The organism is Grimontia sp. AD028 (genome assembly GCF_000973155.1).
Classification (GTDB): domain Bacteria; phylum Pseudomonadota; class Gammaproteobacteria; order Enterobacterales; family Vibrionaceae; genus Enterovibrio; species Enterovibrio indicus.
Genome location: NZ_LASY01000059.1, coordinates 14,610 through 28,487 on the forward strand (window position 1 = coordinate 14,610; position 13,878 = coordinate 28,487).

Below are 13,878 nucleotides of genomic sequence, written 5' to 3' on the forward strand. Positions count from 1 at the left end.
ACAACTTACTCTTTACCGAATACGTTGTTTTCTTGTTCCTGTACGCGGATGAAAGTCGTGCGCTTAGTCAGTTCTTTCAGTTGCGCCGCACCTACGTAAGTACAGGTTGAACGCACACCACCCAGAATATCTGCAATGGTGTTGTGAACTGAACCACGGAAAGGAAGCATAACAGTCTTACCTTCTGCTGCACGGTACTTCGCCACGCCGCCAGAGTGCTTGTCCATCGCTGATTGTGAAGACATGCCGTAGAACTTCATGAACGACTTGCCGTCTTGTTCAATCACTTCACCGCCACTTTCTTCGTGGCCTGCCAGCATGCCGCCCAGCATCACGAAGTCTGCACCGCCGCCGAACGCTTTTGCAACGTCACCTGCACAGGCACAACCGCCGTCACCGACGATACGGCCGCCAAGACCGTGCGCTGCATCCGCACACTCAATGATGGCCGACAGTTGTGGGTAACCTACACCGGTTTTCACTCGGGTCGTGCACACAGAACCAGGGCCGATACCTACTTTCACGATATCTGCACCAGCAAGGATAAGCTCTTCAACCATGTCACCGGTCACTACGTTACCTGCGCTGATCACTTTGTCTGGGAACTCAGCACGCACTTTCTCAACGTACTCAACCAGGTGCTCAGAGTATCCGTTAGCGATGTCGATACAGATGAAAATCAGCTCATCTGACAGCGCCATGATTTCCTGGGTTTTTACGAAGTCGGCTTCAGACGTACCGGTAGATACCATCACATTGTTCAGCACTTTCGCATCTGCACCAGCGACAAACGCCGCCCAGTCTTCAACCGTGTAGTGTTTGTGAACCGCAGTCATACAGCCGTGTTCAGCCAGTGCTTTCGCCATATCAAATGAACCTACAGAGTCCATGTTTGCAGCGATAACAGGAACACCAGACCATTGACGGCCACTGTGCTTGAAGGTAAACTCGCGGGTTAATTCAACTTGAGAACGGCTTTTTAGGGTAGAACGTTTCGGGCGAAACAGTACATCTTTGAAACCCAACTTCAAGTCTTGTTCGATACGCATTTGTCTTTCCTTACATCATTTAGACAATGTGCCCTTTCGGACAGATTGCTTTCCCACGTATGAATCAATTGGCAGATTGTTCATTACGTGACCAGAAAGCAGGCACAAAAAAACCGGAGCGTTGGCAGACGCTCCGGTTTTCAGCATTATAGGCACAGAAATTTTTCAGGCAAGTCTGATATTTATAATTTTTTTGTGATACCTTTTGACAGATTACAACCTCAAAAAACCGATTTTCCCCTCTTTAGCATCAAGCCAGACTCTTAATCTATCTTACTGATATAAAAAGAAAAACCGCGCATTTCTTATCGAAACACGCGGCTGATTTTTAAGACTTATTCGCCCTTAAAGTACTTTTTTCCAAGGTCCCCACGCTTCACTCAGCAGTGGATCATCACCTTGTGTCCAGTAAACCGCTTCATAAGTCACACCACCGACAACCACGCGATCGCCTGTGTTGTAAACCTTACCTGCATCCCATGCATTCGGGTCTACTGGCTCACCGCCGCCACCTGGAGTACCGGTAGAAGGCTTGTCTGCATCAGCGACAACACGTACGGTTGGCCAGTTAGCGTGTGAACCATAGAAGTTAGTTACACACTTCTCGTAGTCACCCGGTACCAACGCAGAGTACGCGGTTTGGAAGCCCACCAGCTCACACTCGAACGAGAAGCCGCCTGGACGATCCGGGTAGTATTTCCAGTTACCATCCCAGTTGGTGTAAAGCACATCGGTAGCGCCTTGCAGGTTCAGGCTGCCGAATGGCGTTTGCTGCCAACAGGTGTTTTTCTCGTCAGCTTCAATAGGGATTTGGTAGTGCGCTGCCAAGCCTTCCCAGTAACGGATACGGTTAACTGGCTGGCCTTTGGTTTTGTTTTGCTCGCCACACTCGATACCACCATTGATGATGTTGATTGTGGTACCAAAGCCGTAACCGATACCTGCATCAATTTCACGTTGCGAAGGTTTCCAGGTACGGTCGATTACGTGCAGCATCGCTGGTTTCGGTGCTTGCGGCGTGAGGAAGAACCAAATTGCTGAAGCCAGGTTCAACCAAGAATCTGCCACCAGTGCTGGGTCATTCAGCAGGCGCGTGGCATCTCCGTCAAACATCACTTCAGAGAACATGCCGTAGTTAAAATGGTAGGAAAGCTGTTTTGCACCACGACCAAAGTATCCCTGACCTGTTGCACAAGGCCAACGACGGTTTTGCCAGTCATCCTGACCACAACCTGTGGTGTAACCTTCTTGCCCTTCTGCCCAGCCCATTTCGCGAACATGCACGAGAGCCTGTTGCCATTCTTCAAGCGCCAGCGGGTTGTCAGACACGTTGTCTTTTGCAATGTGGCCGCCAGTTTCCTGGGCGAAGTGCGCAAATGCGGTGATGATAGATTTCTTACAGATCGCATCTGCATCACGACCGTCGGTGTAGTCACCACAGAAAGCCGGGAACTTACCAATCGCTTTTAGGAAGCGGGTGTAAGTGTATTCCGGTGCGGCCATTTGGGTCAGGAAGTTCCAGTCTGTTTCTGGGAAAACGCGCTCTACACGCTTCACGTTTTCTGGGTTGGTTGCTGCTCCAGGTAAAATCGCATCAACCACAGAGTTTGGTTGAGTACGCAGTGCCTGTGACCAGGTGTCGTACATTGGGTCCAACGTTAACGCATCTTCCGCTGCCTTGATTTCAGACTGGGAAACAACAAACCCGTTCACGTTATTTGGATCTTGCACAGGGTCCATGGTCACTGCGCTGTGAGCGAAGAAGCTAGCGCCGAACATGGCAGTAAATAAAGCCGTTCGTTTCATCTTAAATTCCTTATCAAAACTTTTTCTGCAACCGTCTTTACGACGTGCCTGCTTCGCGCTTTTTTGCTCTTTGTGTGTTACTGCTAAGCGCTGATTTTCTCAGCGATTCGCTGTAACCCTTGGCGATTTAGAGGTCTTTTATTGATAGCGCGGACAATACGACTATATGCATGCATGAATACACAAGACGACAACTATTGAGGGCAGGAATGTCAGAATGAATGGTGCGCCGACGAAAAGTGAGACGCTTACATTTGTTGTGCATTGATTTTTTGACCACGAACCTTGTATCAACAAGAAAACACAACACAATGCACTGAATTTTTGGCAGTTAATATTAGGATTATTCTGCGAGTCAGGTCATTTAAAACAGGATAATTCTTCTCGACAAGCCGCGCCCTGCTGGACGCGGCTTGGTTAAAAAGTACATTTAAATCTTTTTCCAAGGCCCCCATTGTGCACCGGAAGCTGGGTCATCACCCTGTGTCCAGTACCGCGCTTGGTAAGTGACGCCGTTAACCAACACCTGATCCCCACCAAAGTAAACCGTGCTCGCACTCCAAGTGGTTTCACCCTGATCTGGCGTGGTGCCCGTATCAGGATTTGAACCGCCGGTATCGCCGCCAGTGCCTGCATCACCACCCGTCCCGGTGTCACCACCTGTGTCTGTACCAGAGCCACTCCCTGCATCTGGGTTGGTACCCGTGTCTGGGTTAGTTGATGTGCCACCACCAGTCGTATCACCTGCAACTACCTTCCAAGCGCCCCACTGACCTGCTGTTTCTGGGTTCACACCCTGATTCCAGTATTTGGCTTCGTATGTCACACCGTTAATCGTTACGCGGTCACCAGTTAGGTAAACGGCTTTTTCATCCCAGGTGTTATCCGATGGAGTACCGCCATCCCCTGGGTTTGAACCATCACCCGGATTGGTATCAATGGTTTCAACAACACGAACCACAGGCCAACCCGCATGGGATTCATAGAAGTTGCTGACACATTTCTCGTAGTCGCCTTCTACCAACGCTGAGTATGCGGTTTGGTAACCTACCAGTTCACACTCGAACGAATAACCGCCCGGACGGTTAGCATAGTATTTCCAGTTACCATCCCAGTTGGTGTAAAGCACATCGGTTGCGCCTTGCAGGTTCAGGCTTCCGTAAGGCAGTTGTTGCCAACAGGTGTTGGTTTCATCTGCTTCAATCGGAATATTGAAATGTTTCGCTAGCCCTTCCCAGTAACGGATACGGTTAACCGGCTGGCCTTTATCTTTATTCTGTTCACCACACTCAATACCACCGTTGATGATGTTAATCGTGGTACCAAAGCCGTAGCCAATACCTGCATCCAACTCTCGCTGTGAAGGTACCCAGGTTCGGTCAATCACATGCAGCATCGCTGGTTTCGGCGCTTGTGGCGTGAGGAAGAACCAAATTGCCGAAGCCAGGTTAAGCCAGGAATCCGCCACCAGACCGGGCTCGTTAAGCAGCTTGGTTGCGTCGCCACCGTACATGACTTCAGAAAATGCACCGTAGTTAAAATGGTAAGAAAGCTGCTTCGCACCACGGCCGAAATAGCCTTGCCCTGCCGCACATGGCCAACGCTTATTTTGCCAGTCATTCTGTCCGCAGCCCGTTGTGTAGCCTGCCTGCCCTTCTGACCAACCCATTTCACGCACATGCACCAGCGCCTGTTGCCACTCTTCGAGACCAAGTGGATTGTCCCAGTAATTGTCTTTGGCTATGTGGCCGCCAGTTTCCTGAGCAAAGTGCGCAAAGGCAGTCACGATGGATTTTTTACAAATCGCATCAGAATCACGGCCATCCGTGTACTCACCACAAAATGCAGGGAACTTACCAATCGCTCGGAGAAAACGGGTGTAGGTGTATTCTGGTGCTGCCATATGGGTCAGGAAATCCCAATCAGATTCTGGGAAAACACGCTCGACACGTTTGACGTTTTCAGGGTTACTGGCTGCGCCCGGTAAAATCGCTTCCACCACATCATTAGTGCGTGTGCGCAATGCCTGCGCCCAAATGGTGTACATCGGATCTTGGGTTTGTGCGGCCTCTGCGGCTTGCACTTCTGCCCGGGTGACAACATAACCTTCTGGGTTTTGCGGATCAGGCTGCGGATTCATTGCCATCGCACTTGGCGCAGCAACGGTAGCAGCGATCATCGCGCTTAGAAAAGCGGTCTGTTTCATCTTCTAAAGTCCTTATCAAAATAAATGGTTGGCAGGTTATTTCGCTTCTACTTCTTTGGGGCTGTTGACCTTTGGTATTTAGCGATTTCCTCGCTCCGCAACATGTTTGCGGAAAGCGAAATTCTTCTGCCACATCAACTATATGCATCAAGCATGATAAGACTCGACAAGTATCCAGCAGAGAAATGTCAGACTGGATGCAACCTGACTAAATCTTGATAATTCATGGTGCGTTGTAGGGTTATTTTTTGAAGTAAAGCAAGTTAATCACTGTACGGTGAGGGCTATCACAAACTGAATCCATGTCATCTTTTTCAGACGAAATTATCCAATTTATCAGTAGGCTAGCGTATTGGGCATTATAATGTCCCTGTTGGAGGGAAGGACATGACTGACGCGCATCAAATCATTAAGGAAGCCAAGCAACTCGGTGACGAAAAGATCGCTGAACACTCAGGTCGATTTTTCAAATCCGGGCCGGGAGAATATGCAGAAGGTGATAAGTTCATCGGGATCCGTGTGCCGGTTGTCAGGGCATTAGCCAAACGCCATATGGCTGCCTCGCTCAAAACCATCTCTGTACTGCTTGAAAGTGAATGGCATGAAATCAGACTGCTGGCGCTGGTGATGCTTTCCGAGCAATTCAAAAAAGCGGATCCTGACTTCCAAAAAGTCATTTTTGATTTCTACCTGTCCCGCACCCACCTAATCAATAACTGGGATTTGGTCGACAGCTCTGCACACCATATTGTCGGGGGCTATCTGGTCAATAAAAAGCGCGACATTCTCTATTCACTGGCAGAATCAAATAGCCTTTGGGAAAGGCGCATCGCCATGATGGCGACCTTCCCTTTCATTCGGCTAAATCAGTTTGACGACACCATCAAGCTGGCGGAAACGCTGCTAGACGATAAAGAGGATTTAATACACAAAATGTGCGGATGGATGTTGCGGGAATTAGGGAAAAGAGACTTGCCTTTGCTTCGCACGTTTCTGGATAAGCATGCTTCTGTTATGCCCAGAACCATGCTGCGCTATGCCATTGAGAAAATGACGGCGGAGGAAAGGCAACACTACATGGCAATGAAGTAACTAAAGTGCACGGATCTTTTTGTCCAACTCGTACCCTTGATCAGTCACCAGCTTTTCAAGTACTTCAATTCGTGATTCTAGCTGTTTAACGTGAGTCGCTAATGCATCCGAATTGTTTTCATTTTGAGCTACCTGAAGCTCATGTACCTGAGCGCGGTAGGCCATATAACCTCTGATGGTTCTCGCTGTTACTACAATAGCCACTATCGCTACGACAGATAGTTCAAACATAATTGCTCCTCCTGAGCCCATACTGCTCTTTCAAATAGCGTACCGATTAGTTCCGACAATCTTCCGATTTTCAAGCACTTCTTTCATGAATGCCAAGCACTTATCACCCACACTCAGACCAAGCTCGAAAAACTCCCTGCTATTAAGATGAAAAAAGGGAGCCGAAGCTCCCTGACATGTGTGATTGCAAAATCACTTCACCGACCATTGCGATAGTGTGCGTTTGAAATCCTGATAATCAAACTCGTTTAAGAGCTGGATGTCGCCATTGCTGCGTTGGCAATAAACCGATGGCATACGAAGGCCGTTAAACCAGTTCAGTTTCACCATGGTGTAGCCTGCACTGTCTAGGATGTGCAGACGTTGACCGACTTTCAGCGGTTCATCAAAACTCGCCACGCAGAACTGATCACCCGCCAAGCAAGAACAGCTGCCAATCACATATGTGTGCTCGCCATTCTCGCTGGCTTCACCTATGGAAGCAGGCTCGTTGTAGATCAGCGTGTCCAATCTGTGCGCCTCGGTTGCACTGTCTACAATAGCGGTTTTCATCTCGTTTTCGACGATATCCACCACGGTAACAACCAGGTCTGTCGTTTTGGTAATGATGGCTTCGCCCGGTTCCAGGTAAAGCTGCACACCATGGCGTTCACCGAACGCTTTCAGTGCAGCTGCCAGTTTTTCGATATCGTAACCCGGCCAGGTAAAGAAGACACCACCACCTAGGCTTACCCACTCAAGCTTATCGAGGTAGCTGCCGAATTTCTCTGAAATGGCATCAAGCAGGCCGACAAACGCATCCACATCCTTGTTTTCACAGTTCATATGGAACATCACGCCATTGAGTGACGCAAAAATCTCAGGATCGATCTGATCGAAGTGGACACCCAGGCGAGAGAACTTACGGGCTGGGTTCGCCAGATCCTGACCTGCGTAGCTGACACCCGGGTTCAAGCGAAGGCCAATCGAGGCTTTGCCTTCCACCAAATGGCGATACGCCGTCAGTTGAGATTGGCTGTTGAAGATCATTTTGTCGCAGATATCCGCGACTTCACGCACGTCATCTTCGCTGTAACCAACACTGTAGGCATGGGTTTCGCCACCAAAGGTTTCGTAGCCCAATTTCACCTCAAAAGGACCGCTGCTGGTGGTGCCATCAAGGTAAGGCTTGATGATGTCGAACACGCCCCAAGTAGAGAAGCATTTCAATGCAAGTACCAGCTTAACGCCAGAGAGTTCTTTCAGGCGTTTCGCTTTCTCGAGGTTTTCAATCAGCTTATCTTCTTCAATCAGAAAATAAGGGGTTTTCAATTCTGTCGGATTCATGGTCTTTCTCTACAGAAAAGCCTGCACAACAGATTCTGTTGTGCAGGCATTCGTTAACGCTGGGCTTATTTCAGGATGTTGATAACTGGCTCGCTTGGTGACAGTTCTTCAACGCCCCAGTCCAGACCAATTGATGGCATCAGCTCCAGGAATGGGTCCGGGTCCAACTGTTCCATGTTGAATACGCCTTTGCCATTCCACTCACCTTTGAAGTAAAGCAGAGCTGCAGTGATAGCAGGAACACCGGTAGTGTAAGCAATCGCTTGGTGTTCAACATCTTTGTAAGCCACTTCATGGTCAGCATTGTTGTAGACAAACACACTGCGTTGCTTACCGTCTTTCTTACCCTGAACCCAAGTACCGATACAGGTTTTACCAGTGTAACCCGGCGCCAGAGATGTTGGATCAGGCAGCAGTGCTTTCAGTACTTTCAATGGCTCAACTACAGTGCCATCACCCAGAGTGACTGGGTCTGGGCTCAGCAGGCCAATATCGCGCATGCAGTTGAAGTAGTTCAGGTAACGGTCACCAAAGCCCATCCAGAATTCGATGCGCTTAGCTGGGATGAACTCTTGCAGTGAACGTACTTCGTCATGCGCCATAGAGTAAACTTTGTGGCTGCCGACCAGTGGGAAATCAAATTCCATCATACGGGTATGACAACCCACTTGTTTCCATTCGCCGTCTTCCCAATAGAAGGAGTCACCCTGGATTTCCAGCATGTTGGTTTCAGGGTCAAAGTTGGTCGCGAATTTCTTACCGTGGTCACCGGCATTCACGTCCATCACGTCGATAGTGTCGATTTCATCGAACAGGTGCTTGTTAGCGTATGCAGCAAAAACGCTAACAACGCCCGGATCGAAGCCTGCACCCAGAATGCCTGTGATGCCTGCTTGTTCGAATTTCTCGCGATACCCCCACTGCCAATCGTAAGCTTGTGGCACCTGCTGGCCTTCAGAGCACAGGTCAACCGCGACAGAGGTGTCGAGATAAGATGTTTTAGTCTGGTAGCACGCTTCCATGATGGTCATGTTGACCCATGGAGGACCGGCGTTAATCACCAGATCCGGTTTCACGTCGTTGATTAGCGCAACCAACGCTTCCACATCATCGGCGTCAACCGCACGGGCTTCCAGCTTGTGGCTGGTATCTTTCTGGTTGTTGCGGCCTTTGATTGACTCAATGATCGCTTCACACTTCCCTACTGTGCGGGATGCAATGGTGTAGTCACCGAATACATCGTTGTTTTGCGCGGCTTTATGCGCAACAACCCAACCAACACCACCTGCACCAATTTGTAGAACTGCCATGTTAAATTCCTTTCAAAAAACTGCTGGGCAAATCCCCCAGCAAAAAAATTAGAGAGATTGCTTGGCGATTTCGCCGCCCAGCGTTTCAAGTTCGTTGAGTAGTTGCTCAAAGTCGTTCAAAGACAGACAAGGGTTGAGCAGCGTGAATTTCAGGGCAACGTTGCCATCCACCACGGTTTCACCCACAACAGCGCGTCCTTGTACCAAGGCATCCAAACGGATTTGCTTGTTGAGCGAGTCCAAATCCATCCCTTTGTTCGATCCGGTGTAGCGGAATAGAACGGTAGACAGACAAGGCACAGCCAAGAGTTCAAAGTCTGGGCGCTGATTCACCAAATCGGCAACCTGTTGCGTCTGGTTGAGCAGGTGATCGACCATGGAACCCAGCGCCTGTGGGCCAACGTTTTGCAGCGTCATCCATACTTTCAGCGCATCAAAACGGCGGGTTGTCGCGATAGACTTGTCCACCAGATTCGGCAGCACGTCTTCTTCGCGGTTCAGGTAATCTGCGTGGTGACGGATATAGCCAAAGTGCGCTTTGTCTTTAAGCAGCACAGCGCCACAGCTGATTGGTTGGAAGAACATTTTGTGGAAGTCGACCGTCACGGAATCAGCACGCTCAATACCTTCGAGGCGTGCGTGGTGGCGACTCAGGATCAACGCACCGCCGTATGCCGCATCTACGTGCATCCACAGACCGTGTTTTTCAGCAAGATCCGCCACATCATCCAGATCATCGATAGATCCGTTATCCGTGGTTCCCGCGGTTCCAGTGATCACAAACGGAATCAGGCCTTCAGCTTTCAGAGATGCCACCGCTTCCTCTGCTGATTCGATGCTGATGGTACCGTCAGTGTAAGTGTCGACGCAGACGACTGCATTTTCACCCAGACCCAGCAATGACGCTGATTTCTGCATGGTGAAGTGAGAGTTCTTCGAGCAAATCACACGAAGTTTATCGGCGTATTCCGGCAAGCCATCTTTCTGCACATCATGACCGCTGGTTTGCTTGATGATGTGGTCGCGCGCCATCAGCAGACCCATCAGGTTGCTTTGGGTACCACCGCTGGTGAAGACACCATCTGATTGCTCATCAAAGCCAAAACGCTTGCACAGCCAGTCTGTGACTTCTTGCTCTACAAAGGTCGCTGCACTTGCCTGATCCCAGGAATCCATTGACTGATTCAGTGCAGTGATAAAGGCTTCGGCTGCCACAGCAGGCAGCATTGGCGGCGTATGTAAGTGCGCAATGCAATGAGGATGCTGAACGATGATGGAATTCTTGCCGATCAAATCCGTCGTTTCATCAATCACGTCAGTCAGCGACTGAGGGTTTTCGCCTAATTGCGCGCGGCGGATTTGCGATTGCAGCACCATTGGGTCGAGGCCGCTGTATGGCGAATCAGTGGATTCGAACAATTTCTTCAGCGCCAACGTGCTTTGATTCATTGCCGACTCAAAACCGTCAGCGCCCTGTTTGCCAACATGGATAAAGTGCTCGCGCCAGCTTTGCTGGATGCTGTCCATTGGTTGAGAAGCCGGTTTAGGCTCAACCAGAGAGTCAATTGCCTCTTCCAGCGCTTTCAGCGCGAAGTCGATTTGCTCGAATGTGATGATTATTGGCGGCAGGAAGCGCAGTACTGAACCGTCGCGTCCACCTTTTTCGATGATTAACCCACGCTCAAGTGCTGCACGTTGAATCGCAACAGTCAGTTCCGGGGCCGATTGAGGTTCGCCAAATTTATTCTTGGTACCTTCTGGGTCGCAAACCTCAACACCCAGCATCAAGCCTTTGCCACGAACTTCCGCGATACACGTCGTTTTCTCAGCAATCTTTTCCAGACCACGGCGCAGATATTCACCCGTCACTGCCGCTTGGTTTGCGAGGTTGTCGCGACGGATGATTTCCATCGCTTTCGCACCAGAAACCATGGCCAGCTGGTTGCCGCGGAAAGTACCCGTGTGTTCACCTGGACGCCAGGTGTCGATTTCTTTATCGAACACCAGCAGCGACATAGGCAAACCGCCACCGACAGCTTTTGAAAGACAAAGAATGTCTGGTGTGATGCCTGAATCTTCAAACGCAAAGTGAGAGCCAGTTTTACCGATACCACATTGGATTTCATCGAAAATCAGCAGAATGCCATGCTCTTGGGTAATACGGCGCAGTTCTTTCAACCAGAACGCTGGCGCTGGAATCACCCCGCCTTCGCCTTGTACCGGCTCGACGATAATGGCAGCAGGTTTTTGCACACCACTTTCGTCATCAGCCAGCATACGTTCAATGTAACGCAAGCCCTGACGCGCACCTTGTTCGCCATGCAAGCCATAAGGACAGCGCAGGTCGTATGGGAATGGCAGGAAGTGAACATCTGCCATCAAACCTTGACGGCGCGCTTTGGTGCCGAGGTTGCCCATCAGCGCCATGGTGCCGTTAGTCATGCCATGGTAAGCACCATGGAACGCGGCAATCGTGTTACGGCCAGTGGTTTGTTTAGCGAGTTTGATTGCCGCTTCAACGGCATCAGCACCGGAAGGGCCACAGAATTGAACTTTGGCGTTTTCTGCAAAGTCCTGTGGAAGGAAAGCCATCAGTTCACGAATGAATGCATCTTTCGCTGGTGTTGTAATATCCAGCGTTTGATAGGGAATACCCGCGTGAAGCTGTTCAATCAAAGCTTGATTGATTTCAGGATGGTTGTAGCCAAGCACCAAGGTGCCAGCACCCGCCAAGCAATCCAGGTAAACCTGACCACGGCTGTCTTCCACCAACACACCATTTGCCTTAGCAATGGCGACCGGTAGACGGCGAGGATAAGAACGAACCTCAGATTCGTAGTGTTCCTGACTCAGTAGCAACTCATCTGGCGTCAGGTCGTGAAGGCCTTGCAAAACAGGAACCGGGCTAGCTGCCAACTTATCCTGAGTTTCAGTGGGAAAGTTAATCATTATTCTTGATCTTCCATGTTCACCACTACGTCACTGCCGAAATTGCGTGTAGCAACCCTTAACACCAAATTGGCGTTATGGAGAAATCAGCAGATAAGTCGTGGAGCACACCCCCGAGTCATCGGGAAATACCCGTCGTATCACCTCGTGTGATATCGGCGGAAACCATAGTGTGTTCGAGTGCGCTAAAACAAGTACGGCAAAGCATCACGATCAAGTCGTGGGGGAACAGCTTTAAAACGTATGAAAAGCGTCTCTGATGATCGGATTGATCAAGGCTCAGTAATAATACTGCAGTTTGGTAAAACGAAGCTGAAGTGGAGGTAATACATAATCACTGTTGGGTTCCTCAATATGCCCCGACTTCGTTGAAGCCAGACAGCTCTATTAATGCCCTTCTACTAGGAAACCATTTCCTAGTACCTACGGTGCGACGACAACTTCTTCAACATTGCGCCGCGTGTGTCTCGAAAAGCTCTATGTTCGAGATTGTCGCGAAAGGTAACATAGCCACTTTTTTGAACTCAAGCGTTTTTTTCCATTCAGTTAAAATTCGATTAATTCGGTTACATCTGTTACCAATTATGGCTATTAAGCCTTACCGAGATAGTCTAGAAAGCTATTCAACCCCACAGTTCTGGCAACTGGCAAAACATGGAGGAAAGCAATCTCGATGCTGACGCAAATTGAAAGCTTTTTGGGGATGCCATTCTTTTGGGAGAGGTAAACCAAGTATCGGCTTTTGTGTCATTCTGCCCAATGCCAAGAGTCCTCTTGTGACATATCAGGTGGTTACATCAATCCAGGTCAAAGTCATCAGACTTACCAATACTTTGCGCCCACTACGCGAATAGCCTAAGCTAGCTGACACATGTAGGTAAGTAACTGTTATTAAAACATTAGGTATCTAAATGAACAAAGCAAACTCAACAATCTGGCTTGCTATCTTCTTTGCTGTTTTTATTTGGTCGGCAATCAACCCAAAAGATCAGTTCACTTGGTTCCTTGAAGTGGCGCCAGCGCTTATTGCACTTGTCGCTCTAGCGATGACCCGAAAGTCTTACCCGCTCACCCAAGTCACTTACTTCTTTATTCTGGTTCATTGCGTGATTTTGATGGTGGGTGGGCACTACACATATGCAGAAGTCCCATTATTTGATTACATCAAAGAGATAACCAATACCGCACGCAATAACTACGACAAAGTGGGTCACTTTGCGCAAGGGTTCATTCCTGCCTTGGTGGCTCGTGAAATACTGATTCGAAACTCAGTGATACCTTCACCGCGCTGGCGCAATTTCTTTATCGTATCGTTCTGTTTGGCTTTCAGTGCGTTCTATGAGCTTATCGAGTGGTGGGTTGCCGTTATGTCTGGAGAGTCTGCTGAAGCTTTCCTTGGCACTCAGGGCTACGTTTGGGACACGCAATCAGATATGTTCCTAGCGATGATTGGTGCGATCACATCGCTGGTTCTATTAGGCAAGATACACGACAAACAACTCGCGAAGCTTAACACGCGAGAGACCATCAGCAGTTAGTAACGGGGAAGTAGGTGGCAACTGCGACAGAAAATCGGAGCTAGCCCCCTTCACTTTCACGCCGAGAAATGACCAAAAGAAAAAGGCCTACAAGCTTATGCTTGTAGGCCTTAATTTAAATGGTGCCCCGGGCCGGACTTGAACCGGCACAACGCGAACGTCGAGGGATTTTAAATCCCTTGTGTCTACCAATTCCACCACCAGGGCACGCAATTCTGTGATTGCGATGATAGGCACCATCTGCAAATAATTTGGAGCGACACACGAGGTTCCCGATCTTCAAGGCTTAGGCGTGACCTCAACCTTGGCAAGGTTCCTTGCATATCAAACTTCCGATAAATCGAAAGCTTCGAATTTGGAGCGACACACGA

General features: G+C 49.4%; 9 protein-coding genes and 1 tRNA gene. 2 read left to right on the forward strand and 8 right to left on the reverse strand.

Annotation, left to right across the window (positions count from 1 at the left end; translation table 11 throughout):
• Positions 1–5: 5 nt before the first annotated feature.
• The 3 genes from RN22_RS13790 to RN22_RS13800 form a co-directional block, all read right to left on the reverse strand.
• On the reverse strand, positions 6–1,049 hold the full coding sequence (locus RN22_RS13790) for a GMP reductase (protein WP_002539296.1): 1,044 nt from the start codon (positions 1,047–1,049) through the stop codon (positions 6–8).
• A gap of 345 nt (positions 1,050–1,394) precedes the next feature.
• Complete coding sequence (locus tag RN22_RS13795; protein WP_002539294.1) at positions 1,395–2,855, reverse strand: chitinase; 1,461 nt, start codon at positions 2,853–2,855, stop codon at positions 1,395–1,397.
• Between the two features lie 430 nt (positions 2,856–3,285).
• A complete protein-coding gene (locus RN22_RS13800) occupies positions 3,286–5,061 on the reverse strand; it encodes a chitinase (RefSeq protein WP_046305141.1) in 1,776 nt (591 codons plus the stop codon).
• Between the two features lie 387 nt (positions 5,062–5,448).
• Here RN22_RS13800 and RN22_RS13805 point away from each other — a divergent pair, with 387 nt between their 5' ends.
• The gene (locus tag RN22_RS13805) at positions 5,449–6,153 is read left to right on the forward strand and encodes a DNA alkylation repair protein (RefSeq protein WP_046305143.1); all 705 of its coding nucleotides are present in this window, start codon (positions 5,449–5,451) and stop codon (positions 6,151–6,153) included.
• On the opposite strand, the gene RN22_RS13810 is transcribed toward RN22_RS13805, so the two are convergent.
• The 4 genes from RN22_RS13810 to RN22_RS13825 form a co-directional block, all read right to left on the reverse strand.
• The gene (locus tag RN22_RS13810) at positions 6,154–6,384 is read right to left on the reverse strand and encodes a hypothetical protein (RefSeq protein ID WP_231590897.1); all 231 of its coding nucleotides are present in this window, start codon (positions 6,382–6,384) and stop codon (positions 6,154–6,156) included.
• A 192-nt stretch (positions 6,385–6,576) separates the two neighbouring features.
• Positions 6,577–7,710: a carboxynorspermidine decarboxylase gene (nspC, locus tag RN22_RS13815; RefSeq protein ID WP_002539288.1), complete on the reverse strand. Its 1,134-nt coding sequence runs from the start codon at positions 7,708–7,710 to the stop codon at positions 6,577–6,579.
• A 65-nt stretch (positions 7,711–7,775) separates the two neighbouring features.
• The gene (locus RN22_RS13820; protein WP_046305146.1) at positions 7,776–9,020 is read right to left on the reverse strand and encodes a carboxynorspermidine synthase; all 1,245 of its coding nucleotides are present in this window, start codon (positions 9,018–9,020) and stop codon (positions 7,776–7,778) included.
• A gap of 48 nt (positions 9,021–9,068) precedes the next feature.
• The gene (locus RN22_RS13825; RefSeq protein ID WP_046305148.1) at positions 9,069–11,969 is read right to left on the reverse strand and encodes a pyridoxal phosphate-dependent class III aminotransferase; all 2,901 of its coding nucleotides are present in this window, start codon (positions 11,967–11,969) and stop codon (positions 9,069–9,071) included.
• 911 nt (positions 11,970–12,880) lie between these two features.
• On the opposite strand from RN22_RS13825, the gene RN22_RS13830 reads away from it, so the two are divergent.
• Positions 12,881–13,507: a DUF2238 domain-containing protein gene (locus RN22_RS13830; protein WP_046305151.1), complete on the forward strand. Its 627-nt coding sequence runs from the start codon at positions 12,881–12,883 to the stop codon at positions 13,505–13,507.
• Positions 13,508–13,627: 120 nt separating this feature from the next.
• Here RN22_RS13830 and RN22_RS13835 read toward each other — a convergent pair.
• Positions 13,628–13,714: transfer RNA gene (locus tag RN22_RS13835), tRNA-Leu, on the reverse strand.
• Positions 13,715–13,878: the final 164 nt, after the last annotated feature.